The organism is Methylobacterium sp. ME121 (assembly GCF_000974725.1).
GTDB lineage: Bacteria > Pseudomonadota > Alphaproteobacteria > Rhizobiales > Beijerinckiaceae > Methylobacterium > Methylobacterium radiotolerans.
In genome coordinates, this window is sequence record NZ_BBUX01000050.1 from 18,900 (window position 1) to 45,527 (window position 26,628).

The following is a 26,628-nucleotide window of genomic DNA, read 5'->3' on the forward strand; positions in this document are numbered from 1 at the left end:
TCGGTCCGTGCCCGCATCCTCAACGCTCTTGTCGACGTGCCCATGAGCACTCTGCAGCTTGCCGAGCGGGCTGGCATCACGGGGCGACGACGAGGTGAGGTCGTCAAATTGGCCTGTCACGTTCTGGAGGATGAAAGGCTGATCGAGCGAGTGGATGGCGGACGTCATCCGAAGTGGCGCAAGTCGACCCGTTCGACGGCTGGGATGTGCATGAACACGGCCTTTCCGCCGTCGTCGGGCTGGAGAGCGCCTGGCCCTGATGAGCGCTTAGCACACGATCTGGTCCAGGGCCTCGTACAGTCAGCCATCGCTCGAGGTGTTAACCCGGCCGCACGCCTTCGAGAGTTCCGCACGTTGCAGCAGGCCGCACTCGCGAAGTCGCGAGAGCCTACGCCTACCATGGCTGCCGAGCAGCTCGCCCGAGCAATCGATCTAACCCTGCAGGAGCTGACCTCAGTGAAGTTGTAGGAAGGTTCAACGAGAACTAGGTGTTCAAGCCGTCGCTACGCCACCAACACACAGGGTTCCTCGCGATATCGATGCTCCAGGCGCTGGTCTTGTCGGGCGTCGGGAAAGCGACCTTTTTCTCGACGGCAGGGTCCTATTCGCATGACCGCGAATTACCGAACCTTAGAACGCGTCATCTTCGATCATCGCGCGGATGCGTGCCACTAAGGTCTCCATCGGAAACGGCTTGGTGATCATCGCCATTCCGGCGTCGAGGAAGCCGGACGCGCTTGCAGCGGTCTCGGCGTAACCAGTGATGAACAGCACCTTCAGTGTGGGGCGGCCCTCCCGGGCCTGGTCCGCGAGCTGACGCCCGTTCAGCCCCGGTAGGCCGACGTCGGTGACGAGCAGATCGATCCGCCTTGATGTCCGCAGGATCCGCAGCCCAGCAGGGCCATCCACGGCCTGAAGGACGAGATAGCCGAGTTCCTGAAGCACCTCAGCGATCAGTTCGCGAACCACATGTTCGTCCTCGACCACTAGGATCGTCTCGCCAGTCCCGCGCTGCATCTCGGCGGCGACGGCCGGCCCCGCTACGCTGGCTGCGTCGCCATGGTGTCGGGGGAGGTAGATTTTGATCGCCGTCCCCTTGCCGACTTCGCTCTCGATCCGGGCATGCCCTTCCGACTGCTTCGCGAAACCGTAGATCATGCTGAGACCGAGCCCGGTGCCCTGACCGAGCGGCTTCGTCGTGAAGAATGGGTCGAACGCCCGGGCGATGACCTCTGGCGGCATGCCGGTGCCGGTGTCGCTCACGACGATGCAGACGTACTCGTCCGGCAGTTCGCCTGGTCTCAGGTCGGCGTTCGTGTCGGCGAGATGGCCGTTGCAGGTCTCGATCGTCAGCGTTCCCCCGTTCGGCATCGCATCGCGGGCGTTGATCGCCAGATTGAGGATCGCGTTCTCAAGCTGATGCGGATCGCACAGGGTCGGCCACAGTCCGACGGCGGCCTTGATGCGCAGATCGATAGCCTCGCTGATGGTTCGGCGCAGTAGGTCAGACATGCCGACGATGAGCGCGTTGGCGTCAGTGATCTTCGGATCGAGCGGCTGCCGTCGGGCGAAGGCGAGCAGCCGGTGTGTCAGCGCGGCGGCCCGGTTGGCCGAGGCCATCGCCGTGTCGAGATAGCGCAACAGGCTCTCGGTCCGGCCCTGGGTGATACGGGAGCGCATCAGATCGAGAGACCCGACGATGCCGGTGAGCAGGTTGTTGAAGTCGTGGGCGATGCCGCCGGTCAACTGCCCAACCGCCTCCATCTTCTGAGACTGACGCAGGTCCTGTTCCATCCGCTCGCGCTCGGCCGCCTCGGCGCGCAGACGGTCATTAGCCTCGGCGAGTTCTCGGGTCCGCTCTGCGACTTGGCTCTCCAGGTTGGCCCCGGCCTCGCGCAACTGCGCGGCTTGTGCCTCCAACTCGGCGTAGAGCGCCACCACGCCACGGTTGGTCTCGACGAGTTCGGCATTCAGACGCCGCGCTTCCTCCTCGCGCTCGGCCAGATCGGACAGGCTGCGCAGGAGGTCGCGGTTGTGCTCGCGCAGGGTCGCGTTGGGATCCTCTATCCGAGCGCGAGCCGCCGCATCGGCCAGGGCGGCGACCTTCGGGCCGGTGAGCGCCTCCCCGCCCGGGGGGAGCAGTTTGCCGAAGGTGACGATCGTGCCCTGGTCGAGGTCAGATGAGATCTCGAAGCGGTCCATCAGGCGGCGCGAGCCGGTGATGCCGATCCCTAAGCCGGTGCTGGAGCGGTAGCGTCCCTCCAAGATCTCACTCAGATCGGAGATCCCCGGACCGCGATCGCTAATCCTGACGACGAGGACCTGCCCCTCGCGGTCCTCATCGAGGCCGTACTCGACCTTGCCGCCGCCGGCATAACCGTAGGCGTTGCGCGCGATCTCGGAGGCGGCCGTGGCGATCCGGGTCTGGTCCTGAACCCCGAAGCCGAGCTGTTCGCTGATCCGGCGCACGCGCTGGCGCACCGCGACGATGTCGTCCTCGTGCGCGATCAGCGCGGTGAGCAGCGGCCACCTCACGAGTGTAAATTCCGAACCACGATCACGGTCGCGTCATCGCGTCCGCGGGTGAAGTCGCGGTAGAGCACGCTCGCAATCAGGCTCGGATGCGCGCCGATCAGACCCGGGTAGGCGTCGAGCGACCAAGCCGTGCCGATGCCGTCCGAGCACATCACGAACAGGCCACCCGGATCGAGCCGATACTCGAATTCCTGGATGCGGCGCGCGACATGGCCGGCGGTGCCGGGTAGCGCGACCGTACGCTTGGCCCCCCCGATGCCGACCACGGCACCGACGACGTTGCCGATGCCGGCGAAGCTCACGATCCCCTTGTCCGGGTCATAACGAGCCACCGATACGGCCCCACCGCGGGTATGCCCAAGGCCGGCATGTACGGCTGCCAGGATCGAGTTGGGCCGCTCGTCCTCATGCTTTCGAAACAACCGAACTGCCTCATCCGACGCCTTGGCGGCGAGAGGGCCATGTCCCAGACCGTCAGCGACGATCATGGTCCATCCGTCGCCGCGTCTCCGGACACAGTAGGCGTCGCCGTTGGCGGTCTCACCCTTCAGGGGCACTGTGACCGCACCGACTGTGGCCACAGCCTGAGGGGCTGCCGTTGCGGATGCGTTGATCTTCTGCAGGCGGGACACCACAGCGGTGCCCTTTCCGGGCCACGATATAATGTCAAAAGCCTGCGACTGCCGCCTCACTGCACCGAGACCGGTGCCCGCGCTCCCGCCGGTCGAGTGGCCGTCGCGCAGCGCGTCGTCGACGTTGGAGAGCCCGGTCCCGCGATCGAGAGCGAGAAGCTCGATGCCGGTGCCGGTCTCATCCTCGAACGTGCCGACCAGGATCTCACCAGCGGTTCCATACTTGACGAGGTTGGTCGCCAGTTCCGTCGCCACGATCGCGACGCGCCCGGCCGTGGTCTCGTCGAAGCCAAGGCCTTGGGCCAATGCCACGGCACGGCGGCGTGCCTCCGCCACCTGGCTGGCTTCGGTCACGGGCACGCTGAGCATGGTCACTTCCAGCGCGCGATGGTCACGCGGGTCCCAACGCCCGGCGTCGACGCAATATGGAACTCGTTCGACAGACGTTTCGCTCCACCGAGCCCTAATCCAAGACCGCCACCGGTCGTGTAGTGATCGGTCAGCGCCTTGGCGATGTCCGCGATGCCGGGACCATGATCCTCGAAGCTCAGGCGGACACCCTTGCGCGCGCCCTCCTGCAGCACATCGATGCGGACCTCACCGCCGCCGCCGTAATCCAGGGTGTTGCGCGCCAGTTCGCTCGCCGCGGTGACGATCTTAGTTTGATCCACGAGCCCCAGGCCGATCCCGACGGCGCATGTCCGCACGGCTTGGCGCACGCGCACGACGTCGTCGCTGGAGCGGATCGGCAGGACCTCAGTCTTCGTAACGGGCACGTGCACTCCCGAGGTCGTCATCCTCGGCGAGCCGATCGCGGATCATCGCCATGCCGCGCTCTACGTTCAGCGCCGTCTTGATGCCGGTCAACTCCAGGCCGAGTTCGACCAGGGTGATGGCGACGGCCGGGCGCATGCCCACGACGACGGTCTCGGCGTCGAGCACCCGCGAGATGGCGGCGATGTTATCGAGCATCCGCCCGATGAACGAGTCGACGATCTCCAGTGCGGAGATCTCGATGAGCACGCCGCGCGCGCCGGTTGCGGCGATCTTGGCAGTGAGGTCTTCCTCCAGGGCCATTGCGAGCCGATCGTGCATGTCGACCTGGATGGTGACGATGAGCACACCACCCAGCTTGAGGATCGGGATGCGGTCCATGAGTTTGGCCGTCGATCAGGAGGCGGTCGAGGAGATGGATGGCTGCTTTCGGACGACGGTACGGCCGGTCCGCTTCAGGGCTAGGGCGAAGGCATCGGCCAAGGTCGCCTTCGAGACGACGTTCAGTTCGACACCGAGATGGACCATGGTCTGGGCGATCTGCGGGCGGATGCCGGAGACGATGCAATCGGCGCCCATCAGGCGCGCGGCGGCGATGGCCTTCAGCAGGTGTTGGGCGACCAAGGTATCGACGGTCGGCACACCGGTGATGTCGATGATGGCGATCTCCGCCTCCTCGTCGACGATGGCCTGCAGGAGGTTTTCCATCACGACGCCGGTGCGAGCGCTGTCGAGGGTTCCGATCAGCGGCAGGGCCAGGATCCCGTCCCAAAGCCGTACCACCGGGGTGGAGAGTTCGGCGATCTCCTGGCCCTGGCGCCCGATCACCTCCTCGCGGCTGGCCAGGAACACCTCCATCGTGTGCAGGCCGAGCGCGTCTAGGAGATGGCTTGCCGCCCATGTGCCTTTGGCTACAGCCGCCGGATCCTTGCCACCGGCGCGGTTGAGCGCGGCAAAGATCGGCTCCTTGAGCGAGAATACGAAGTTGGCGGTGTCGGTGGGCGTAAAGCCCTGGATGGCACGTGACCGAGAGACTTCCGCGAGCGTGTCGCGCAAGGGCGCGTACGCATCGGCTCTAACCTCCGTCCCAGCGGCGGCGAGACTGACGCGCAATTGCTCGAGAACCGTACGCGCTTGGGTATCGAGTTCCGCCTCCCGGATACGTCCAGTATGGAGAGCGCCACCTGCCTTTAGGAGCGAGAACCACGCAGCAAGGATGTTCGCTTCTTCAGCGGCGACGGTCTGGGTCAACACCGCCGTTCCATCGACCGCCATGGCAAAATCCTACACCCGGGCTCAGAACCCCCGAACAGCCTCTAACTGAAGCTCGGCCATATCGATAGTCGCTGATTAAGCAGAGCCAGACACACCCTACGACAAAGCCGCCTGAGGGCTGCTCCGCCGGCTCGGGGTCGGGCGGGCAGGGGCTGCTGGCCCGTGGCTTCATCGGGTACCGTCAGTGCTAATGCGATCACGCGTAAGGACCGCCGAATAGGTCGCCCAGCGCCTTCCGCCGGAACAACGTGCGCCAGCGTCGCCGCCGATGCTCGGGCCGGTCGTGGTTCATGTGGCACCTCTGGCAGAAGGCCGCGAGGTTGGCTGCTGCGTTGTTCGAAGTATCGTGGTTCCGATGGGCCGCAGCTAGGACAACCCGCGTCCGCCGGACACGGCCGAGTATATCGGCATCCGAAGCCATGCGGATCCGGCGCCCCCATCCATCGCGCCAGCGGCCAGCGTCCGCATCCCACCAGCGCCCGTCGCCGAGATGGTAGACCATCCGCCCATGCAGTCGTCAGCGGCCCTGCGCTCGGCCGAAGCGGATCACGGCCGAGAGCTGCGGCCAGTCGATGGGGTAGAAGAAGCGGTGCTCGCGCCGGATTGGCATGGGAGCGCACTGTACCACCTGCCGTGAAGAAAGCGTAGCGTTACAATGCACCCTACCTATCGATTATGGACCTGTCCGACCTTGAATTCTGGCCTTCCTAGCAGTCGCGATCACCAGCCTGTTCCTGCCGGTCGCGATCGCGTGGTGGAAGGGCCGTGCCCTCATCCCGGTCGCGCCGTTCAGCCTCATATTCTGGCCCGCTGCACTGGTCCTGGCACTCAGGCTGAAGCGACAGCGAGATCCATAAATATCCCCATAGCGCTCACCTGAACAATATCACGCACAGTGGCGTTTGGCCGAGGACTGATCAGTCCGATCTGTCCGGAGGAAAACGCCATGTCGATAAAGATACTCGCCCTCGCCGCCGCGCTGACGTTCGCGGTCACAGGAGCGGCACTCGCTCAGATGCCGACTGGCGGCAGCGCCCAGAGCAATATGAACAACCCCGGCAGCGTGAAGAGCCCATCTCAGAAGCGGATGGGCGGTCAGCGCGGCATGATGGGTATGAGGCACATGAGCCGTCACCGGCGCCATCATATGCGTCGTTCGCGCATGTAGTTGTGGCTGCAAAAGTCCCGCAGCCACAGCTCCGCGGGGCTATTTTGCTAGCGCTGGGTCACGCCGGCGTAATCTGCTCGTCTGCTGAGAGCAGATCGCCATGCGTGTCCTTGATGGCGTCGAGCACAACCTGAGGATCGGACGGCCGCGCCATCGCTTCAGCCTCATCGTCGATCCGGTCGCTGATGTGGGGATGGTCGCGCCTCATCTCCTCTAGCAGGGCGATGATCTTGGAGTTCTTCTGCTCGGAGACGATCGCGAGTTCCAGGGTGAGCTGAGCCCGGTGCTCGGCTAGCTGCTCATCGTGCCGTTGCGTGATCAGGATCAGGCTGGTGATGTACAGGCTCAGGATACCTGCTGCGTCCTGCAAATAGGCAAAGGGCGGCGGGTCGAGGCTGGCGCGGCCGAGCGCCGGGAGGATGAGGTTCAGGCTGATCCAACTGAGGATCGCCAGGGTGAGCAGGCCGACGAAGCGCGGGCGCCCGATGGCGCTGGTCATGCGAGCGACGGTGCGCTGGACCGGCTTGGCCTTGCGGTGATGCTCCCAATGGAGACCCGCGATAGCGCGGACTGTGTCCTCGATGTGGGCGGGCAGGATAGGCGTAGCCGCTTTGTCCTCGCGGTCCGGGCTTGGATTGACCATCAGAGGCGCGGTCCGGTTATCGGAGAGGTCCGTGAAGCTGGAACAGGCATATGGCTCGACCGGTTGCCCGTAAACGTTTTCACGACACCCGAGACAATCCGATGGCCCGCTCCCCCCTTTCGCTGAGCGTGGCCTTTGCCGCGTTCGCAACCCTGGCGCTCACCCCATCCGTGCAGGCCCAGACCAAACCCGGCGAGATCAAGGGTATCGACGCGATGGGCGATAAAGACCGCAGCGCCCAGGATGGCTGGAGCCAAGCACCGGTGCCGCGGGAGGAGTCGGCGGCCAAGGATGCGCCCAATCCCGGCGGTCACTCGATCGCGGAGAACAGGGACCGGCCGGTTCCAGCTGCAAACCCAACCGGCGACTCTGCTCACGAACCCCAGGCGCCGCTGCCGAACCGCACGGCGTCACCTTCAGGCATCAACCCGGCGGAGCCTTCGAAGTAGCGCGCCTGCCTCGACACGCGCCCGGCCGCTCACCCTCTTGAGCGCATACCCGGGCAGCTCGGGTTGACCTGCGATCCATGGACCGGGGCGGTCGGCGTCGACGTGAGCCAGAGTGGGCAGCATGAGGGCCGCCCTTCCCTCGATTGAAAGAAGGCGGCCCCGTCACGATCAGATTTAGTCGTAGGGGTCGAAGGCCGGTCCGTAGCCGAAGCCGACCGGGCGTGGTCCGAACCGGTGCGGGCTGTAGAAGCCGTCACGCTCCACCACGACCTCGCGGACCACGGGACGAGGCCGATACACGACCGGCTGCTCCTCGACGATCTCGCGCACGACCCGACGGGGACGAACAATAGGTCGCTCAACCACCACTTCGCGCACGACCTCGCGTGGGGGAGCAACGACCTGGCGCTCGACGACTGTGCGGCGGGTCACCACCGTCTCAGGCGCATCGTAGACGTCGTAGCCGTAGCCGCCTGCTTGCGCGGCAGTACTGCCGAGGAGCCCCCCGGCCCCGAGTGTGGCGACCAGTGCCGCCAGTGCGATCTGTCTCATGCTCTCTTCACCTTCACAGGACATCAGCCGCGCGAAGCAGCTTTGACCGTGAAACGCTGAAGAGCGTCGTTTGGCTGACCCGGGCTAGTCCGGCCGATAGCCGCAGGAGGACGATAGCGAGTACCTCGACGACGCAGCGTTGCAACGCTTTCGGGCGTACAGGCCGCCGAACAGGTCGCCAAGCGCTTTCGGCCGAAATAGCGTTCGCCACATCAGCACGACGCGGACGCTCCAATGGATGGTTTTGTCACCGCCGTACCCATTCAGTGCTAAACGGCAGTCAGACGCTGCGTGTTTGCCGCCACATGTTCGCGGTAGCGTGCAATCACTGCGTCGCATGAGCCACCCGTCATCAGCGTCGCAGAGGCTTCGATGAGAGCGCTGACCTTCTCGCTCACCATCTGCTGGGCTTCGAGCTGAGCCTCAGTCCCGCCCCAGGCGAGTTTCACGAGCCGAAGCTCGACAACCTTCTGCGCCTCGATGGCAAGCAGGGCGATAGCAAAGGGGTTGTACATGAGCGACTCCGCGCCGCGAGGCGGAGGAGCCAACGCGATTGAGACAAGAAAAAGAGGGGCGGCCGAAGCGACCACCCCTCCACTTTACTACCGAGCCCTAAGCGGGGCGGCTAGGGTGGTGTACACCTCAGCGAACGACCGTGGGGCTCTGCTGCCTCATGCTAGAGAAGGTCTTGCTGGCCTCCTCGACGGCGCGAGCTGAGGTCTCAGTGATCGCCTTGCTGTCCTGCACCATGTGCTGCAGACCCTCACGTACTAGATCACTCTGGATGGCGGTGAACTCCTGGAGCGACTTGGCACGCACCAACTTGTTCATGCCGTCGAGATTATGCTGGAACTGCTTTTGGGCCAGATCGAACCAGCTGCGTGAGACGTCCTGGAACGCCTGTGTCAGAACCGTTCCGCAGCGTGTTACGGCTTCCATGTTCTGCTTGGACTGACGAGCCAGGCGCTCGCCGTTCTCACCGGAGAAGCCCAGCGTCTTCGTGAACCGGTCTGCGGCCTCACGAGCCTGTTGCGAAGCAGTCTCAACACTCTTCTGCATAACCTGCTTGGTGTTCTCCGTCGCTTGCTCGCGCAGATCGACCATCTTGTTCACGCCGTCGCGAGCAGCATCGATAAACTGTTTGCCCTGCTCAGTCGTCTTGTTGGTGTTGTATTTCGCAGCGTCGGCAGCCTTATCGGTCTGCTCATGCTGTTTACCTTGATTGTTGTTCTGATTGAAAGCCATTTTGGTTTCCTGCCCTTAAATTTTGTAAGTCTATCTTGCGCTTATTATTTAGATGAAAAGCGCGATCAACTCAGGTGACGCGGCCTGATATTAGCATTATCGCACTGCACCTAAGTCGTGTTGAATTTCCTCTATTCAACCCCGGAGGGAGCATTTTGAGTCATATTAATGCCTGATGAAATTCGTCAACCGTTATACTCACGCTGCATCTGCCTGAGGGCGTTGCACAATGTCGTAGCTCAGCGGGAAATCAGCTCGGTGACAGCGGACCGCATCCCTCAAGCATAGGCTAGAAGCTTGGCTAATAGCGTGGTGCAGGCCGAATGTTTCGGCTTGGCGGAGGCGTTAAAGCGAGGGAGCGTGCGCCAAAGCTTAGCTTTAGGGGACCGGCTAGGGCACGGCTCATTGGTTCCTATGCGGGCTGACCTGTTGAGAAGACCACATTGGGCCTAAGCCGACCTATGGGCCTCAAGATTTCCAGAAGTCAAGGTCAAGTATCGAGGCTCCGAAGAGGCGGGCGTGGCCTCACGCTCGAAGGCCATCACCGCATCAATGAGGCGACTCTCAGCATTGAGGGAAGCGAGGAGAAGGTCAAATCTGGCGCGGCTCTGAGGCGAGAGAAAATCTGGCGGGGTGTAGATCGTCTGGCCAGTCGCAACTTCGACAACCGCAAGGCGCCCCTGCCGCTCGACCAAGACGTAGGACTTCGCTTCCGCCTTGCTCCCTTGAGTAGGACCTAGTCCCCACGACCAAGCACGTGGTGCACCGCCTCGAGCACTGGAGCACCCAGCCTCATCCTCAGCTGCAACGGCATCCGCGTACTCCAGCATGAGGTCTTCGATTTCTGCCGGTCCAATCATGTTCGGCCCCTTGGCAGTTATGCTGCACTGCACAAGAAAACAGCTGAGGCGCTGCGGGGTTCCTCGCCTTCGTATGTCTGTCGGGAAAGCAACCGTTTTTCCGACAGAGGTCGCACAGAAATCCGATCGCTAGCCGTGACGGAAGGCAATCGCCCTGTCATGTTCCACACAGGTCTCTGACGTCTGTTCCTGAGCGTTCCAAAAATCTGCGACCACGTAGCGGAACGAGGAGACTCACGCTTCTGATCGTTCCGTTGGGGCAAGCTCTACTGGAACGACCCGCCAGCACAGTGCGTCGCGGATGGCCCGGAACCCATAACGCCACCTCGAAAATTCGAGGCCGATCTGTACGGGGCGTAAAGCAGGACGCGAGCAGGCCGGCGGCTTGCGTTCGGACTGAGCGCCCGTCCCACCGGCACACCCCAATCCAGGGGTCGTCCTTCTTCATGATACGAGGCCTCTCCGCCCCCCACGGCGATACCCACACTCGACATAATATAGGGTACTCCCCTATATGACCTAACCGGAAGGACCGTCGATGGCTCACACCGTCAAGGACAAGACCAAGCTGCTGGCGCGCGTGCGCCGGATCAAAGGACAAGCCGAAGCCGTCGAGCGAGCCCTAGAGGCCGAGATCGGCTGCACGGATGTCCTGATGCTGGTCGCCTCGATGCGCGGGGCTATCAACGGTCTCACCGCTGAACTCATGGAAGATCACATCCGCCACCACGTCGTGAACCCGGACAACGAGCCGGATGCCGCTCGCGCCCAGGGCGCGGCCGACTTGATCGAGGCGGTGCGGACCTACCTGAAATAGTGGACGCCGCCGTATGACCTCACTGACCGACCTGCTCCAGCAGGGGACCGCGCACGCGTGGCTGTTCGTGCCGAGCGCGATCCTGCTCGGTGCCCTGCACGGTCTAGAGCCGGGTCACTCTAAGACGATGATGGCGGCCTTCATCATCGCGGTCAGGGGGACGGTTACCCAGGCGGTCCTGCTGGGCTTAGCGGCGACACTCTCGCACACGGCGGTGGTGTGGGTCATTGCCTTGGGAGGCCAGTACCTCGGGCAGCAGTGGGGCGGCGAGACCAGCGAGCCGTACTTTCAGCTCGCCTCAGCCGTCATCATCGTCGGCATCGCGCTCTGGATGCTCTGGCGGACGTGGCGAGAGCAGCGGGCGGAACACGATCACGACCAACGCCACCATCATGACGGAGAAGTCCGCCATATCGATACCGGCCATGGCACCGTTGCCCTTGAGGTGTTCGAGGACGGTGTACCGCCCCACTGGCGCATCCGCTTCGAGCGAGGCGAACGCTTCGCTGCCCGCGACGTGACGATTGAGACTGCGCGGCCGGACGGCACCCGGCAGGCGTTCAGCCTGATCGATAAGGGCGGCTATCTCGAAAGCGCTGAAGAAATCCCCGAGCCGCACGAGTTCACAGCGACGGTCAGCCTGTCCCATGGCGGCCACGGCCACAGCTATGCCGTCGCATTCACCGAGCACGACCACGACCACGGGCATGACCATAGCCACATGAACCTCGGCGACGAGGACGATGCGCACGCCCGCGCTCATGCAGCCGACATCCGCAAGCGGTTCGAGGGGCGCACCGTCACCACCGGGCAGATCGTGATGTTCGGCCTCACAGGGGGACTAATCCCATGCCCGGCGGCGATCACGGTGCTGCTGCTCTGCATCCAGCTTAAGCAGCTCAGTCTCGGCTTCCTGCTGGTGGTGTGCTTCAGCATCGGTCTAGCCGTGACGATGGTGGCGGCGGGCGTAATCGCAGCCCTCAGCGTCCGACACGTGGCAAGCCGCTGGCCAGGGTTCAGCACTTTTGCCCGGCGCGCGCCTTACGCCTCTGGCGTGCTGATTGTACTGGTGGGCCTTTATACCGGCTGGCTCGGCTGGCAGGGCATCCAGCACGCCCAGCAAGCGGCCAGTCTCTTCGGTCTCACGGTCGGGTGATCCCTGATGGGCAATGCGCATCAGACGGCAGCGGGAGGGGTCGTCATCCTACGCGCTGCCCTCGCCACCGTGGTGGCCGTGTGCATCGCCCAGTCGGCCGAGGCGCACGGCATCGCGGGCAACCGCTTTTTCCCCGGCACCATCACGTTCGACGACCCGGCCGTGGCCGATGAGCTGCAACTGTTCACCATCGACGCGCGCCACGATCTGAGCGGCACGATGACCCCCGTGGTGCGTGACCGGGCATTCTACGGCTCGTTCCAGCGCCTACTGGTCGAAGATCTCGCCGTGGGCATCAACAGCGGCGGCATATGGCGCACCGGGGGCGGTCTGTCCCCACGCGCGGGGTTCGACCAGACCAGCCTCTCCCTCAAGCAGCAGGTCTACCGCAACGACCTGCAAGAGACGCTGGTGGCGGCCTCGTTGACCTGGGGCATCGGTGGGACCGGCTCTCGGGCCGTGGGTGCGAGCGCACCGAACACGCTCGCACCCGGCCTGACCTTCGGCCAGGGTTTTGGTGCGCTATTCGACGCGCTGGCGTGGCTGCGCCCGTTCGGCATCGCCGGGGCGGTCTCCCTGGAGGTGCCGCTGGATCACGTCCGATCCGCGCGCTCCATCGCCGAAACGACCGCAATGGTTGGGCAGATCGGCACTGTGAGCGGGGCAAACGTCACGACCCTGCACTGGGGCTTCTCGATTGAATACAGCACCCTGTACCTGTCCGATCGCTTCACACCCGGCCAACTCCCCAAGGATGAGCCGCTGCACCAGCTCGTGCCACTCGTAGAGTTCGCGTTTGACACTCCGTGGCGCCAGAAGACGGCGGCGACTATGAACCCTGGTCTCGCCTACGTCGAAGACGTTTGGCAGCTATCGGGCGAGGTGATCGTACCGCTCAACAAACAAGGCGGTCGAAGTCTCGGATTTCGCACGCAAATCTTGATCTTCCTAGATGATTTTGCACCGTCGATCTTCGGGAAACCGCTTCTGACCCGCTGATTGAGACTGGTGCTACGGCTCTGCCGGGGCCGCTCAGGCCACTCGATAACCGCGGGCACTGACCAGCCGCCGGAGCATTGTGGCGGCAACGGCTTCGGGCGCCTTGTCGGGAATTGGGAACACCGAACTCGCGTTGATCTCGCAGAGCACGTAGGTGTCCTCACCGCTGGCATCCTTCGGCCCCAACAGGAAGTCGGCATCCCAGATGACCGGCAGGTCGTCCGGCTCCAGGCCGAGCAGGTCCGTCATCTGCAGGATCCACACCCGTTCCAGCTGGCGGCGCAGGCGCTGGAACCGCTCGTCCTCCGGACCGGAGTACAGGCGCGGCGTCGCCCGTCCGTGCTCGGGCGGCGCCAGAGCCGTGACGTACTGGGCACCAAATCCAGCGGCGCGCGTGCCGCTGACGTAGCAACGAACCATCCCCTCCAGGTGCCGCGCCTGGAACGGTTGGTCGACGAGGGTGACGCCTGCCACAAAGTCGGAGGCACGCTCATTCAGAAATGCGTCGAGCGACACGGTGCGCAGGCTCCTGTCGCTCGCCTCCTGCACCAGGACGTCCGAGCCCGTAGCGCGTTCGACCTTCCACACGCCGATGCCGCCGTTGCCGCGGCTGCGCTTCAGGACCCGAGGTCCCTCTGCCACACGCGCGGGGAACTCTGCCGCGAGGGCCGCATGGCTCCCGTAGAGATGCGTATCCGTTCCCCAGCCCATCGCCCGCGTCCGGTACAGCACCTCCTTGGTGCCTATCTGGTCGATCACGTCCGGATGGCCGCTGACGAGGATGCCGGCGGCGGCGACCTCCCGCAGGACCGCGTCGAGGGCCCTGCGGTCTTGGCCCGTGTCCGCCGCCACAGGGTTCACCCAGACGAGCACCCCGTCCGCCGCCATGAGTTGGGTCCGGACCTCACTGGCGAGATCCTCGGTCCAAACTGCTGGCTCGGCGATGACACCATGGCGTTCCAGGGCGGCAAAGATCGCCGCGAACCGGCTCGTCTCGGGGCGTGCCTCGGCTCGCGCTTGGGCATCACCTCGCCAGACGACAGCGACTTTGAAAGGTTGTGGAGCCTTAGAGGGCATTGGTCGCTCGCGAGAATGACCGGCACAAGGCCCGCCCGCCGGTTCGGTGATGAACCCCGATCCCGACACGGCCGCTATCGGCAGGGCCAGCGCTGCCGGAAGGCAATCGTGGCCCCGGCCAACATGTCGAGTTGCAACATGGTGTCATGCGCCCGCGCCCAGGTCAGGAAGGTCTCCGACAGCTGTTCGATGCTGTAGTCCACGTTGCAGAGACCACCCCTGTCGCCGCCGTTGCCGAAGGCCGTGAGCGTGTCGGCGACGCCCATGAGATAGGCGCTGCACCAGCCGGACGCCGCCCCCTGCTCGGCGAGGCATGCCAGGTAGAGGTCCTGCGTCCTGCGCCCCGTCACGTCCACCGGACCTTGCCGGAGCGGACCGTCGGCCGGGGCCTCGGTCGGCGGGGCAGCGGTTCCTCCGTCGACGGCCCTCGCCGGGAGTGTGCCCACGGCGGCGAACGCCGCGAGCACGGCGACGCCGAGGATGCGCCGGCCCCTCATGCGGCGCGCCTCGCCTCGTCGTAGAGGCGGTCGGCCGTCTCCCACCGGATGACCTTCATGAACACGTCGACGTAGTTCGCCGCCTTCGCCCCGAAATCCATCTGGTAGGCGTGCTCGTACATGTCCATCGCCAGGATGGGCGTGCCGCCGGCCAGGGTTGTGGTGTGGTCGGCTGCCCAGGCGTTGACCAAGCGCTTGTCGCGCGGGCTGTAGGTCAGCAGCACCCAGCCGGATCCGCCACCCTCGGCGCGCCCCATTGCGGTGAACTGCGAGCGCCAGCGCTCGACGCTGCCGAAGTCGCGGACCAGGGCCGCCTCCAACTCCGGGCCCGGCTTGCTCTGATCGCCGAGGTTGGAGAAGAACAGCTCGTGCAGGATCATCGAGTTGGTGGCGATGAGCTCCTCGCGCTTGAGCCCATTGACGACGAAACCGGGCGCTTTCTCGTAGTCCATCGTCGCGAGCTGATCGGCGATGGAGTTCAGGCGCTTCACCGCTCCGAGATAGTTGTTCTCGTAGTGGCTAATCATGATGCGCTCGCTCATCCCTTGGATCTTCTGCGGGTCGAGCGGCAGCGGCTTGGGGGTGTAGGGCGGCAGCTTGATCGCGGGTTGCCCCGGAGTAGGTCCGTCCGCCGCGGCGGATGGGCCGGCCACCATGCCGGCGGCGAGGCCAGCGCCGGCGAGGAACAGGTGGCGACGGTCGATATCGTTGGACATGGGGTTCTTCCTTTCAGGAGAGGCGGCCGCTAGCGGCGCGCCTGGGGGTTCCGGAGGGTGCCGGCGTCGGGAAGGCTCCCGTCGCCGCGACGGAGTTCGATGTCGTCGCGTGCGGCCCAGACTTGGAAGCAGCGGGCTCCGTCCGGACCGCCGTCGAGGCAGAGTTCGTCGCCCCGGACGCGCCAGGAGCCGATCCGCAGCGTGCCCATCGACACGGAGCGCAGGCGGCCGCCGCGCTCGAAGCCGTAGGCCCAATGCACGTCGTCGGTGAGTTCCATGCCAGGCAGCCGAACGGCGAGGTCGCGTCCCAGAAGCCTCCGGAAGGGTTCGGCCCCGGCAGAGCCCGACGGCCCGGCAAGGGCGGCCGCCACGGCGAACGCGATGGCCAGCGGGCGGCGCGCCATCATCGGAGTTCCTCGACATCGAGGCGGTCGAAGCGCGTGACGCTGTCCGACATGGTCCAGAAGGCAACCTTGCCGGGCGTGCCAATCGTCGCGTCGGTGGCCGAGAAAAGATCGCGGCCGTCGAACGATACCGTGAACCGGTCGTCGCGGGCGGTTAGGGCGAGATCGTGCCAGACGCCGGCGGCGACCGGCACGTCGGCCCCGGCCAACTGGGTCCGGCGCCCGGCGACGACCTTGTAGAAGCGCACGTTGCCTTCGAGGGCATTGGCTCGGACGAGGTAGTAGTTGTTCCTGTCGAGAAGTCTGACGGCCAAGCCACCGGCCTGATCGACGGTCCCCGACACCGGCTTGATCCGTGTTCGGACCGTCACGTCCGCGGGAGCGGTCGCCATCCGGATCAGCAGCGGGAAGCGGTCCTCAGTGGGGTCGTCGCTCGATTGCTCGACGGCACGTCCGGCTGTCGCGTCGGCGTCCGCGACCGTTCGCCAGCGCCCCGGTGAGCCGGGTCCCGTCTGCATCGGCTCGAAGCCCGGCAACCCGTCCGCCCATGCCGAGCCCGCGGACGCCGCGAGGAGCAGCAGGATGGCGCCCGGGACGGTCCCGCGGTTCATGCGACGGCTCCCGCGAGATGCAGGAGGATGCCGGCGGCCGAACAGGCAGCCAGTGTCGGGATCATGCCGATCTTGAACCGGAAGACGGCCAGCACGGCCGCGGCTGAGAGGAGCAGAGCCCACGGGTTCAGGCTTGCCAGCACCGGCAGGTCGAAGCGGAGCGGGCCGGCCGCGAACGGCCGCGTCTCGGCGAAGACGGTGTGCAGCGCGAACCAGACCGCGAGGTTGAGGATCACGCCGACTACCGCCGCGGTGATGGCCGAGAGCGCACCGGCGAGCGCCCGGTTGCCGCGCAGGCGCTCGACGTAAGGGGCGCCGACGAAGATCCAGAGGAAGCAGGGCGCGAAGGTCACCCAGGTGGTGAGAAGCCCGCCGAGCGTGCCGGCGAGGAGCGGCGGCAGCGAGCCCGGTGCCCGGAAGGCCGCCATGAAGCCCACGAACTGGGTGACCATGATCAGCGGACCCGGCGTGGTCTCGGCCATGCCGAGACCGTCGAGCATCTCGCCGGGCTTGAGCCAGCCGTAATGCTCCACCGCCTGTTGGGCGACGTAGGCGAGCACCGCGTAGGCGCCCCCGAAGGTCACCATCGCCATCTTGGAGAAGAACACCGCGATCTGGCTGAACACGTCGTCCGGCCCGACGGAGAGAAGGATGGCGACGACCGGCACCAGCCAGATCGCACCCCAGGTCAGCAGCATCCGCAGCGTGTGCCCGGTGGCTGCACGTTCCTGCGGGAGCTCGTAGTCGTCGAGGAGGAAGGGGCCTTCCACGACCTTGCCGCCACCCCCGTGCCCGCCCCCCTTGAACTGGGGCAGCCCGGCCCGGCCACCGAAGTAGCCGATGACGCCAGCTGTGAGCACGATCACCGGGAAGGGCACATCGAGGAAGTAGATCGCCACGAACGCCGCCGCCGCGAGGCTGAGCAGCACGGGACCCTTGAGCGCTCGCTTGCCGATGCGGATCACGGCCTGGAGCACGATGGCCAGCACGGCCGCCTTCAGCCCGAAGAACAGGCCGGCGACGAACCCGACGTTGCCGTAGAGGGCGTAGATCCAGCTCAAGGCCATGATGGCGACGATGCCCGGCAGGACGAACAGCCCGCCCGCGACGAGCCCACCGCGGGTGCCGTGCATCAGCCAGCCGACATAGGTCGCGAGCTGCTGCGCCTCGGGGCCAGGCAGCAGCGTGCAGAAGTTCAGGGCGTGCAGGAAGCGGCTCTCGGAGATCCAGCGTCGCTCCTCGACAAGGATGCGATGCATGACGGCGATCTGTCCCGCCGGGCCACCGAACGAGAGCGCGGCGATGCGGGTCCAGACGGGCAGCGCCTCGGTGAGGGTGATAGACGCGGGGGGTACGACCGGTGTCTCCGCCGCGCGGGATGCGCGTTCCATGACGGCGCTCCCCATGATCAAGCCCCCGGCCGAGGCTTGTTGGTCGGCCAGTTGTGACCCTCGTCGGTTGCGTCACGGCACCAGCGGTAGAAGGCGTCGTAGAGCAGCATGCCCGCATCGAGCTGCGCGAGATCATCGGCGTAGATCCGCGACAAGCCGAGCGAGGCGGCGAGCAATCCCGCGGCCTCGGGTGCGAGGTCCGGCCGGGCAGTATCGGCGCCGCGAACAAGCGTGGCGAGGTGCAGAAGCGGCGGCGTGGCTAATCCTAACTCCTGCACCATGACGTCGAAGGTGCAGAGTTCGCCTCGATGGCTCCAGAACACGTCGGGCGCGTCGACGTCGAACGCCTCTCCGTTGAAGCATCGCGCGACCTCCTCGACCTCAGGGGTTGGAACGAACAGGAACACCGCCTCGGGATCGACGAAGCGGCGGATCAGCCAGGGACAAGCGATGCGGTCGACCTTGGGTCTGGCGCGGGTGACCCAGACGGTGCGCCCTTGCGTGTCGCAGTTCCGCAGCTTGTCGACGGGTACCATCGGCAGCCCCGCCCGTGCCCACGCTGTGGTGCCGCCATCGAGAACCTCGGCGACGATCCCGGACGTGCGCAACCAAGCAGCAACCCCGTGGCTGAGCTTCTGGCCTTGCTGGCAGATCACGACGGCGGGCCTGCCGCGCAGTGCCGGCGCCCACTCGGCGACAGCATCCCACTGGCGCGGCCGCGATCCGGGGATCAGGCGCGGCTCCTCTGCGAAATGGCGAGCGGTGCGGACGTCGATGAGGATCGGGCAGGCGGGCGTGCCGACGAGGCGAGCGAGTTTGTCGACAGGAATAGCGTTAGGCGTAGGCATGGCGCGTCCTTGCAGCGAATGCAGATTGGACGCGATTCTTCAGCCGGAGCCTCGTCGGGAGATCGCTTCCCGAGCCCCCATAATTGGCGCCGGGCGCGTGATGTCAAGCACGGGTCGTGATGTCGATAAGCTGCGCTTTTGCCAACGTCATGGTTGAGTTCCAGCGATGCCGTTCCAAAGAGCTTGCCCCATTGGAACTCAACGATAGGTAGCGCGACCTGCAATGTACGTAAAACGACCGTTTTTCCGGCAATACGCCAGGTATTGGTATCCTCCGCCTAAAACAGCCCCGTTTTTGTCGGAAAAACGTGTCGGCTTTTCTATTGCCGGAGAAAGGGTATTTTTGCATACTCCCGAATTGCGACAGAATTACTTTTACTACTCTAACCAGTCAAATTCAATATCCATTGAATATAATGGTTTATTAATGTTTATTTCGTCAACGCCAGTTCTTTTTAAGGCGCGAAATTTATGTTCTAAAAAACGAGAAACAACAATCGGGACGATCCATCTCTGAATTCTTATAGTGATAGTGTCACTTAAGCCTTCTGGAAGATTATCATGAGGCGGATAAAGATACGAAAGTGAACTTAATCTATTAGCACCATTGCCTGATCCTAAATAAATTGCGCTAGTGATTGCAAATTGATCTGCGCTGGCCGACCTAATTGGCTTAAGGGTAGTAGCACGCATCATAAGAAGCCGCCCAGTTGGAATACGATTAGCAAATCCGAGATATTTATTCGCCTCTTCTTCAGTTGTTGCAAAAAAAGTTGGCCTAAAATCTAGTATCTTTTGGGCGGCTTCCTCGTCTACCGCTCTTGTCAAACGAAAAAATTGTGTACCAGTTGGCAATTCTTCTAAATTGTTCCGAATTAAAATCCTGTTTTCATCAACTCTGAGCCAGTTCAGGATATCTACCATTTGTCGCTGAGCTTCTGGCGTGCGAAGATGTTCAAGCATTTTTTCGAAAATCCCATCGTCTGCTCTGCAATAAGATACACATCTGTAAAATTTTCATTAATTTACCATCTAAACATAGCGAATTCGCGAATATATAGCCTTAGAAAAACATCGGTACCATTCGCTGAAAATCTATTCGAGTTACCATGCACCTAGCATTGATCACGATTTTTGCCTTGTTGTTCACATACATAGTAGGTGGGATGATACAGCATGGGTTTGACTTAGCTTTCTGGCCCGCGGATGTACCCAGCTTAGCTACTTGGACTGGCACGCTATTCTCGTTGCGTGCCGGCGATGCACTCGCAACACCCTACCGGATGTTAATCGGCCGTGCGCCCGAGTTTTCCAATGGCGGCTGGTCGCTGGCTACCCTCCTAGCCTTCTCGCCTTTTATTATCTTATTCGGGTTCCATCTTCTGCGGCGCGTAAAGCCCGAACAGAAGCGGGACACTTCCGACCTGTTCGGCTCGTCCCGCTTTGCCACCACGGCAGAGCGCGGGCGCCTTCGTGACGGGCTCGAACTCGGCCGCGATCCTGAGACCGGCCGTGCCGTCCGCATCGCCGTACAGGGCACGCTCGTCACCATCGCGCCGCCGCGCAAGGGCAAGACCTCGGGCCTGCTCATCCCCAACCTCGCCTTCCCGGAACCGCAGGGCTGGGGCGGACCCGCTGTCGTGTTCGACCCCAAAGGAGAGGTGTACCGCGCCGTGGCCGCTCGGCGCCGGGCGCTCGGGCGCCGCGTCATCTGCCTTGACCCCATGGGTCTGGCCGGCGGCACCGACCACTGGAACCCACTCCAGGGCCGTGACCCGAACGACGTCCTCTACCTTCAGAGCACCGCGCTGGCGCTCCTGCCTGAGGCCTCCGGTGACGGCGAAGCCTCTGCCTACTTCCGCAACCGGGCCGTCGACCTGATCACCGGCGCGCTGTTGGTTGCCCTACGCCGGCCGGAAGCGTGTACGGTCGTGGAAGTTCAGGACCTTCTGACTGACGAGGCCCGCTTCCACGGCCTCCTCCAGCAGTACGTCAACCACTGGCCCGAGCCCGCGGCCTACGCCGCCATGGAGATCCTGGAGGCCGATCCTAAGACCAAGGACCCGATCAAATCCACAGCTCTGCAGGCGTTCCAGTGGCTCGCCGATCGGCGCCTGCGCGACCTCGTCGGTGATTCGACCTTCCAGCTGTCGGAGCTGTCCACCGGCGCCGTCGACCTGTTCGTGGCGGTACCGACCGAGTACAAGGCGGTGCTCGCCCCGTTCCTACGCTGGCTGTTGTCCGACCTGTTCGCTTCGGTGCGCCGCCACCGCCCGGCCGAGCGGTTGATGATCTTCGTCGACGAGGCCGCGGTGCTCGGCCGGTTCGACGCGCTGCTGACCGCGGCGGGCGAGCTGCCTGGCTACGGCGCCAGCCTGTGGACGATGTGGCAGGATCGCGCCCAACTCGTTGGGCTCTATGGCGAGGCGGGGGCGGATGTGCTGCTCAACACCGCCGAGGTCGTCACGGTCTTCGACGTGCCGGCCGTCGATCCAGATGAAGCCGAGCGATGGTCGCGGGCGATCGGCGACTACACCGCGTTCGTCGAGACTCAGACGGCCCCGACCGGTGACGCCAAGGGTACGCCGTCCACGACCCGGGCCTCGCAGGGCGCACGCCTGATGACCAAAGAGGCACTGATCGCGATGCCGGGTGACGAGCTCTTGGTGTTTCCCAATAGCGGCGGCCACACGCGCCATCCATTGCGCCTGAAGAAGACGGTCGCACATACCGACCCGCGCTTCCGCAGGCTGATCACCGCAGTGCCGCCGGTCGGTCGGACGCGGTGAGCCGGGGATGCCCGACGTGGGGGCGGCCGCCATTTGGACGCGCCTCAGCTGACGGTGAAAACGCGACTGCCGCGGCAGAAGGATCAATCCGCCCAACCGAGGGCCCGATGGAACGCCGCGTGTCCGACGTGAGCCCCGACGGATCGAGAGATCCGGACCTCAGCGTGATGGGCCGGAGCGGGTCCGCAGCCAATCTGACGGCACGCGGGTTGCGGCATAGCCCTCACCTGAGCGCCAGTCGCGCAGCTCAGCCACACCGTCAGCGTCCCGCATCAGTGCGTAGGCGCGCCCCGCCACGAGGCGGTCCCCGGCGGATCGCCCATCCGGCATGACCCAGGCGGCGGTCACATCCCGGTCGCCCCGCACCTCGACCCAGGAGATCGGCGTGCGGCGGTAGGCCAGGACCAGCGCAGACATCAGACAGAGCGCGAGCAGGGCGTCACGGGTGAGCCGGCGCACGTGGTACGGCAGGCGCCCGCGCCAGACCGCGATGCGGCTGGCGTGGCGCGGCCCGGTCCGGGCATCCGTCCCCGCCTCGTCGGACTGGTTGCGAATGGAGAGCAGGAGCTCGCGCCGATGTTCGGGCAGGAGCTGTGCTGCGCCCCTCTCTAAGGCCGCGAACCGCTCATGGATCGGGCGCGTCTTCAGCCGGGTGAGCGCGGCGCGGCTGTCCCGCTCGAACCCGGCCGCAGCCTCGCGCGCATCACGGCCGGCCCGCGCGAGGCGGGCGTGCACGTCTTCAGGTGTTGCGGGCACGCTTGCTCCCCCCTGCTGGTGTACTAGCTCGGGCCGGGATCGGTGCCTCCTCGACCAGCCAGAGGGCCGCCGGCTTCACCGCCTCCATCACGGCGAGGCGGAACGCGGTGAGATCGCGCAGGATCCGCCCGGCCTGGGCCGGCGAGGTCTGCTTGACCAGGCTCGCCCGGTCGAGCCGGCCGATGCCGCGCAGCTGCCCGGCCGCCAGCACCCCACGCGTCTCATCCTCCAGCTCGAAGGCGCGCAGGTGCGTGACTGCCGCGTCGCCGACCACGCGCTCCAGGATCGTCAGGTCGATCGCGCCGCGCACGCCGTTGGCTACGACGAACCGGGCCCCGGTCCAGTCCCGCGCGGCCTGCAGCAACTTGCCCGCATCCGCCAGCGAGCCGGCCTCGGCGGCGACCACCACCACGAGCCCAAGTTCGATCCCAGCCTTGCGCAGCTCCGGCGCCTCGTCCTTCAGGACTCCGAGCAGGCTCGCCGAGGTGTTGGCGCCGATGTCGACGAGGGTGGGAGCCGCGACCTCGTAAAGTGCGTTGATCACGTCGTCGAGCTCGGACCGCGCGGCCTTGCCGCCGCTCGACTCGATCGCCTCGCGCGTGGCGCGCATCTCGAAGTAGCGCACGCTGCCGGGTTCGTTGGCGGCCGTCGCGGCCTTGAACTCGGTCAGGCGGTGCACCGACTCGATCTCCAGGACCGGCGCGTCCGGGACGGCCTCGGCCAAGCCGCGGGTCACGGTCGACTTGCCGACGCCGCCGGTTTCCTGGGCGACGAGGAGGACGCGGGGCATGGGTGTCAGTCCTTCTTGAACAGGTGGCTGTGCTTCTCGGCCTGCAGCCGCCGGATCTCCGCCTCGGTGAGCGGTGCATCCGAGGCTGATGGGCCTGGCGTCTCACGATCCGGGCGGAGTTCTGGTGCGAGCCGCGACGGCCGCTGAGCCGAGCCGGTGGGGATCGGCTCAGATTGTGGGGAGGCCGGCCGATCAGGGCGGGCCGCCCGCGCCGCCGTCCTGGCCTCGCGGGCGGCGGCCTGCCGGCGGACGCTGGAGATGATGCCGGTAAGATTGCGCCCGGTGATCGGTTGGCCGTCGGCGGTGGTGAAGCCCTGCGCCGTAAGGCCGGCCGCGACCGCATCCCAGGTCAAGCCGCCGGCCTGGAGAGCAATGAGGGCGTCGAGGTGGTCGCGCACGGCATCCATCAGACCCGTGGCGGGCCGACCGCCCGGGGCACCGGCCTTGCGACGGCTGCCGGGGGTCGCGGCGGCGTCGCGCGCGAGGCGGCGTAGGTCGAGGCGGGAGCGCTGGGCCATGGCGACGCCCTAGCAGAGCGGGGCTTGCCACGGCGTGCAGCCGATCGCTCGAATGCCGTGGGCGGCGGCAAGTCGACGTTAGGGTCCGGCCGCGGGCGGCAGGCTACGGCCCAGGACGGCAGCGGTACGGTAACGTGTACGGCAAGAGAAGAGGTATCACACCACACGCACTGAAGTGCTCCGGCCCCAGTTCGTTAACCCTGGATGCGCACGGCCCTCGCCGAGCCGCACCCTCCCATGCCAGGACCGTCCGCGGCAACAGAGCCGCCGGCCTCAGCTCTGCTTGAGGGCGCTGCGATCCCAGGTTGGTGCCATGCCCCAATACGTCAGCTTCAGTGTCAGCCTTCCACATGAGGTCGCCGCCGCCTTACGCCAATCCGCGGCTGAGCGGGGCTGGACGCCCGAGAGCCTGATCGGCGACTGCGTGGCGCAACACCTGGAGGTCGCCACCCGTCACCGTGTGCTGGTCGAGCGGCTGGAACAGGTCGATGCTGCAATCCTGGCAATGGCCCAGTCTGTCGGCAAGCTCGGCGCCGATGCGGACGCGTTCGAGCCGGGCAGCCTGTGCCGCTACCGGCCAGTTAAGGGCGAGGCGTTGGTGCTGTGACCGCCTCCCTGCAGCGGCTGCGACCGGGCTCGGACGCGGCAGCCTACTACCTGACCGAGAGCCAAGACGAGGTCCGGCCCGATCGGCGCGAGGCATACTACCAAGCTGAGGGCGAGGGCACCTGGTGGTCGTCGGGGGAGAGCGTGGTGCGGCAAGGAGCGGCCGTTACCGTTACCTCCTTCCGAAGCCTGTGCGCCGGACTCGATCCGAGCACGGGCAAGCCGCTGGTGCGCGGCGCCGGTGCACGGCATCAGTCCGGGACCGACTGCACCCTGACGCCGGCCAAGGCGGTAAGCGTGCTCTGGGCGGCCGGCAGCCCTGAGCAGCGCGCCGGGATTGAGGCGGCCCATCGCGCCGCGGTCGAGCAGGCCCTCGCCTTTCTAGCGCGCGAGAGCTTGGTCGAGGTGCGCACCGGAGCGGGCGGCGTCGAGCGGCACCGGCCGAGCGACCTGATCGTGGCGCGCTTTGACCACTTCACCACCCGAGAGGGAGATCCCAACCTGCACACCCACTGCGTGATCCTCAACGTTGCCGGCGCACCTCAAAGCTCCACTTCTAATAGATACAAATCGCTGTCTCACCTTACGGTTGATCCAGCCCGATTGTTCGAGCAGCAGCGCGGGCTCGGGGCCGCCTACCGAGCCGCGCTCAGCCAGGAGCTGCAGGCCCAGTTCGGCTTCAACTATCGCCCGGCCGGCCAGGGTCAGTGGGAGGTCGCCGGTGTATCGGACGCACTGCTCGCAGCCTTCTCCAAGCGCTCGGCTCAGATCCAGGAGCGGGCCGGGCCAGGCGCAACAAGCGCCCAGCGCGAGGTGGCGGCGCTGGCCACGCGGCGCGACAAGGCCGAGCTGCCGAGCGGGCCCGAGCTAGAGGCGCGCTGGCAGGCCGAACTCGGGGCTATCAGCATTGATCCCTGGCAGGAGGCTCTGCGGGCGGCACAGGAGGCCGACGCGGGCCGGGCGCACGGGGCCGATCACGCCGAGCGGGAGGTGGCAGAACCCTTCGACCCACCCGAGATCGCCGGCGACACGCCCGTAGCCCGTGCCGCCTCGGCCTTGTTTCGGCACGAGAACGTACTGAGCCGTGCGGCCCTGCTGCAGGCAGCCCTGGAGAAGGCCGCTTTGCGCGGACTCGGGATTGGAGCGGTCGAGGCCGAGCTCGCCGATCTGGAGCGCGACGGCCAGCTCATGCCTTTGAGCCCGGTAGCGCTCGATCCTGGACAGAATGCTTGCTGGACCAGCCCGGGCCTTGCCGCCTGCGAGGCAGCCCTGCTGCGCGCGGCCGAGCGGCCTGGAGAGCGGACATGGATCGTGCCCGAGGCGGTGACGACAGCGCTGGCTGCCGCCCCCCATCTCAGCCCGGAGCAGGCTGAGGCGGTGCGCCAGGTCACCGGATCAGATGGGGTATCAATCCTTGAGGCCGGGGCAGGCACGGGCAAGACCACCACGGCACAAGCCCTGGTTCTTGCCGCAACCCGCAGCAAACTGCGCGTGATTGGCCTGGCGCCCTCCTGGGTGGCCGCCGACGAGCTTGCCCGCTCCACCGGCATCCCGGCCCAGGCTATCGCCCGCTGGCGCTCCGTCTGGGCCAGGGAGCAGGCTGGGGCTAAGATAGGCGCTGCAGAAATTAGGAGTGCCTCCTTCGATCAGCATACCCTGGTGCTGGTAGACGAGGCCGGGATGGTCTCGACGCGCGATCTGGAGGCGGTCCTAAGCGAAGCCCGGCAAGCGGGCGCCAAGGTGGTGCTGATCGGCGACCGCCGCCAGCTCGCGTCGGTCGGGGGAGCGTCTGCTCTGCGGGCAGTCACCGAGGAAGTTGGGCGTGCGAGCATGCTCGGCGAGGTCCGGCGCCAGATGGTGGACTGGCAACGCGCCGCCTCGATGATCATGGCGGGCGGCGATGCCGACGCAGGTCTGCGCGCCTACGCTGCCAACGACCGGGTCGAGCTGATTTCCGGGGCCGGGGCCGCCCAGGCACGAACAATTACACTGTGGTCCGAGGCACGAGCACGTCACGGTGCGGACGCGCTGATGCTGACGCGCCGGAACGCCGATGCGGCGGCGCTGAACCTGAAAGCCCGTGCCGTATTGCGGACAGAAGGGAAACTGGGACCCGATCTCGTCAGGCTACCGGCGCGGGATCGTGCGGACAGGCCGACCGTTCTCGCCCTGGCGGTGGGCGACTCCTTACGCTTCGGCGAAAGCCTGCCGCACCTCTCGATCCGCAACGGCAATCGTGCCCGGGTCGAGAGCATCACCACTAATCCGGACGGGCAATCCCAGCTACACCTGGTGCTGGAGGATGGTCGGGTGCTCGCCGCGCCCTGGCAGCAATTGGCACGAGAGCCGCGGTTCGGCGGCAAGCCCCTCCAGCCTAAGATCGTGCATTCCTATGCCGGGACCGTGCACGCTGCACAGGGGCGAACGAGCGCCTCCGCGGTGATGCTTGTGGCGACATCGACGGATGCACGCGAGGTGTATGTCGGCCTGACCCGGCACCGGTCGGATGCCCGGGTGGTA

Annotated in this window: 27 protein-coding genes and 1 pseudogene; 7 read left to right on the forward strand and 21 right to left on the reverse strand. The window is 65.5% G+C overall.

Annotation, left to right across the window (positions count from 1 at the left end):
- Window positions 1-630 precede the first annotated feature (630 nt).
- From ME121_RS23615 to ME121_RS23645, 7 genes and pseudogenes are all read right to left on the reverse strand, one after another.
- Window positions 631-2,535, reverse strand: a complete 1,905-nt coding sequence (locus tag ME121_RS23615) for an ATP-binding protein (protein WP_059409685.1) — start codon at window positions 2,533-2,535, stop codon at window positions 631-633.
- A complete protein-coding gene (locus ME121_RS23620; RefSeq protein ID WP_059409686.1) occupies window positions 2,532-3,536 on the reverse strand; it encodes a SpoIIE family protein phosphatase in 1,005 nt (334 codons plus the stop codon). The genes ME121_RS23615 and ME121_RS23620 overlap by 4 nt, the downstream gene beginning before the upstream one ends.
- Before the next feature lie 2 nt (window positions 3,537-3,538).
- Window positions 3,539-3,943, reverse strand: coding sequence for an ATP-binding protein (locus ME121_RS23625; RefSeq protein ID WP_059409708.1), 405 nt, complete (start codon window positions 3,941-3,943; stop codon window positions 3,539-3,541).
- On the reverse strand, window positions 3,924-4,322 hold the full coding sequence (locus ME121_RS23630; protein ID WP_059409687.1) for an STAS domain-containing protein: 399 nt from the start codon (window positions 4,320-4,322) through the stop codon (window positions 3,924-3,926). Before ME121_RS23630 ends, ME121_RS23625 begins: the two co-directional genes overlap by 20 nt.
- A 15-nt stretch (window positions 4,323-4,337) precedes the next feature.
- Window positions 4,338-5,216, reverse strand: coding sequence for an STAS domain-containing protein (locus ME121_RS23635; RefSeq protein WP_059409688.1), 879 nt, complete (start codon window positions 5,214-5,216; stop codon window positions 4,338-4,340).
- Between the two features lie 196 nt (window positions 5,217-5,412).
- A pseudogene (locus tag ME121_RS34145) lies at window positions 5,413-5,826 on the reverse strand (hypothetical protein).
- 616 nt (window positions 5,827-6,442) lie between these two features.
- Window positions 6,443-7,027 carry a DUF1003 domain-containing protein gene (locus tag ME121_RS23645; protein ID WP_059409690.1) on the reverse strand — a complete coding sequence of 195 codons (585 nt, stop codon included), beginning with the start codon at window positions 7,025-7,027 and terminating at the stop codon, window positions 6,443-6,445.
- 101 nt (window positions 7,028-7,128) lie between these two features.
- Here ME121_RS23645 and ME121_RS34150 point away from each other — a divergent pair, with 101 nt between their 5' ends.
- Window positions 7,129-7,476 (forward strand): hypothetical protein, encoded by a 348-nt coding sequence (locus tag ME121_RS34150; protein ID WP_491892871.1) that lies wholly within the window; start codon window positions 7,129-7,131, stop codon window positions 7,474-7,476.
- 174 nt (window positions 7,477-7,650) lie between these two features.
- On the opposite strand, the gene ME121_RS23650 is transcribed toward ME121_RS34150, so the two are convergent.
- The 3 genes from ME121_RS23650 to ME121_RS23660 all read right to left on the reverse strand — a co-directional run bounded on the left by ME121_RS23650 (window position 7,651) and on the right by ME121_RS23660 (window position 9,273).
- Complete coding sequence (locus ME121_RS23650; protein ID WP_059409691.1) at window positions 7,651-8,028, reverse strand: hypothetical protein; 378 nt, start codon at window positions 8,026-8,028, stop codon at window positions 7,651-7,653.
- A 269-nt stretch (window positions 8,029-8,297) separates the two neighbouring features.
- Window positions 8,298-8,543: a hypothetical protein gene (locus ME121_RS23655; protein ID WP_059409692.1), complete on the reverse strand. Its 246-nt coding sequence runs from the start codon at window positions 8,541-8,543 to the stop codon at window positions 8,298-8,300.
- Between the two features lie 127 nt (window positions 8,544-8,670).
- Window positions 8,671-9,273, reverse strand: coding sequence for a phasin family protein (locus tag ME121_RS23660; RefSeq protein ID WP_059409693.1), 603 nt, complete (start codon window positions 9,271-9,273; stop codon window positions 8,671-8,673).
- Between the two features lie 1,398 nt (window positions 9,274-10,671).
- Here ME121_RS23660 and ME121_RS23665 point away from each other — a divergent pair.
- The 3 genes from ME121_RS23665 to ME121_RS23675 are packed head-to-tail and all read left to right on the forward strand — an operon-like array spanning window position 10,672 to window position 13,105.
- Window positions 10,672-10,950 carry a metal/formaldehyde-sensitive transcriptional repressor gene (locus ME121_RS23665; protein ID WP_059409694.1) on the forward strand — a complete coding sequence of 93 codons (279 nt, stop codon included), beginning with the start codon at window positions 10,672-10,674 and terminating at the stop codon, window positions 10,948-10,950.
- 13 nt (window positions 10,951-10,963) lie between these two features.
- Complete coding sequence (locus ME121_RS23670; RefSeq protein WP_059409695.1) at window positions 10,964-12,106, forward strand: nickel/cobalt efflux transporter; 1,143 nt, start codon at window positions 10,964-10,966, stop codon at window positions 12,104-12,106.
- A 6-nt stretch (window positions 12,107-12,112) separates the two neighbouring features.
- Window positions 12,113-13,105 (forward strand): hypothetical protein, encoded by a 993-nt coding sequence (locus tag ME121_RS23675; RefSeq protein ID WP_059409696.1) that lies wholly within the window; start codon window positions 12,113-12,115, stop codon window positions 13,103-13,105.
- A 33-nt stretch (window positions 13,106-13,138) separates the two neighbouring features.
- Here the strand turns inward: ME121_RS23675 and ME121_RS23680 are convergent, their stop codons facing one another.
- From ME121_RS23680 to ME121_RS34155, 8 genes are all read right to left on the reverse strand, one after another.
- Window positions 13,139-14,182, reverse strand: a complete 1,044-nt coding sequence (locus ME121_RS23680) for a Cj0069 family protein (protein WP_059409697.1) — start codon at window positions 14,180-14,182, stop codon at window positions 13,139-13,141.
- Between the two features lie 74 nt (window positions 14,183-14,256).
- On the reverse strand, window positions 14,257-14,679 hold the full coding sequence (locus ME121_RS23685) for a Rap1a/Tai family immunity protein (RefSeq protein WP_059409698.1): 423 nt from the start codon (window positions 14,677-14,679) through the stop codon (window positions 14,257-14,259).
- A complete protein-coding gene (locus tag ME121_RS23690) occupies window positions 14,676-15,221 on the reverse strand; it encodes a Fe-Mn family superoxide dismutase (protein ID WP_059409709.1) in 546 nt (181 codons plus the stop codon). Before ME121_RS23690 ends, ME121_RS23685 begins: the two co-directional genes overlap by 4 nt.
- A 203-nt stretch (window positions 15,222-15,424) precedes the next feature.
- Window positions 15,425-15,802 carry a lipocalin family protein gene (locus ME121_RS23695; protein ID WP_059409699.1) on the reverse strand — a complete coding sequence of 126 codons (378 nt, stop codon included), beginning with the start codon at window positions 15,800-15,802 and terminating at the stop codon, window positions 15,425-15,427.
- Entirely contained in the window at window positions 15,799-16,335 is a 537-nt protein-coding gene (locus ME121_RS23700; RefSeq protein WP_491892872.1) for a hypothetical protein, read from the reverse strand. Before ME121_RS23700 ends, ME121_RS23695 begins: the two co-directional genes overlap by 4 nt.
- A gap of 71 nt (window positions 16,336-16,406) precedes the next feature.
- Window positions 16,407-17,801: a chromate efflux transporter gene (gene chrA, locus ME121_RS23705; RefSeq protein WP_491892873.1), complete on the reverse strand. Its 1,395-nt coding sequence runs from the start codon at window positions 17,799-17,801 to the stop codon at window positions 16,407-16,409.
- A 17-nt stretch (window positions 17,802-17,818) separates the two neighbouring features.
- Window positions 17,819-18,649, reverse strand: coding sequence for a chromate resistance protein ChrB domain-containing protein (locus tag ME121_RS23710; protein WP_059409701.1), 831 nt, complete (start codon window positions 18,647-18,649; stop codon window positions 17,819-17,821).
- Between the two features lie 378 nt (window positions 18,650-19,027).
- A complete protein-coding gene (locus ME121_RS34155; protein ID WP_491892874.1) occupies window positions 19,028-19,612 on the reverse strand; it encodes a hypothetical protein in 585 nt (194 codons plus the stop codon).
- 320 nt (window positions 19,613-19,932) lie between these two features.
- On the opposite strand from ME121_RS34155, the gene ME121_RS23715 reads away from it, so the two are divergent.
- Window positions 19,933-21,438: a type IV secretory system conjugative DNA transfer family protein gene (locus ME121_RS23715; RefSeq protein ID WP_491892875.1), complete on the forward strand. Its 1,506-nt coding sequence runs from the start codon at window positions 19,933-19,935 to the stop codon at window positions 21,436-21,438.
- A gap of 159 nt (window positions 21,439-21,597) precedes the next feature.
- Here the strand turns inward: ME121_RS23715 and ME121_RS23720 are convergent, their stop codons facing one another.
- From ME121_RS23720 to ME121_RS23730, 3 genes are read right to left on the reverse strand one after another with little or no spacing between them, the layout of a single operon-like run.
- On the reverse strand, window positions 21,598-22,194 hold the full coding sequence (locus ME121_RS23720) for a hypothetical protein (RefSeq protein ID WP_491892876.1): 597 nt from the start codon (window positions 22,192-22,194) through the stop codon (window positions 21,598-21,600).
- Window positions 22,178-22,984: a hypothetical protein gene (locus tag ME121_RS23725; protein WP_059409704.1), complete on the reverse strand. Its 807-nt coding sequence runs from the start codon at window positions 22,982-22,984 to the stop codon at window positions 22,178-22,180. Before ME121_RS23725 ends, ME121_RS23720 begins: the two co-directional genes overlap by 17 nt.
- A 5-nt stretch (window positions 22,985-22,989) precedes the next feature.
- Window positions 22,990-23,502 carry a hypothetical protein gene (locus tag ME121_RS23730; RefSeq protein WP_059409705.1) on the reverse strand — a complete coding sequence of 171 codons (513 nt, stop codon included), beginning with the start codon at window positions 23,500-23,502 and terminating at the stop codon, window positions 22,990-22,992.
- A gap of 313 nt (window positions 23,503-23,815) precedes the next feature.
- Here ME121_RS23730 and ME121_RS23735 point away from each other — a divergent pair, with 313 nt between their 5' ends.
- Window positions 23,816-24,109, forward strand: a complete 294-nt coding sequence (locus ME121_RS23735; RefSeq protein WP_059409706.1) for a hypothetical protein — start codon at window positions 23,816-23,818, stop codon at window positions 24,107-24,109.
- The coding region (mobF, locus tag ME121_RS23740) for a MobF family relaxase (RefSeq protein ID WP_059409707.1) at window positions 24,106-26,628 on the forward strand (2,523 nt) is incomplete at its 3' end. The genes ME121_RS23735 and mobF, both read left to right, overlap by 4 nt.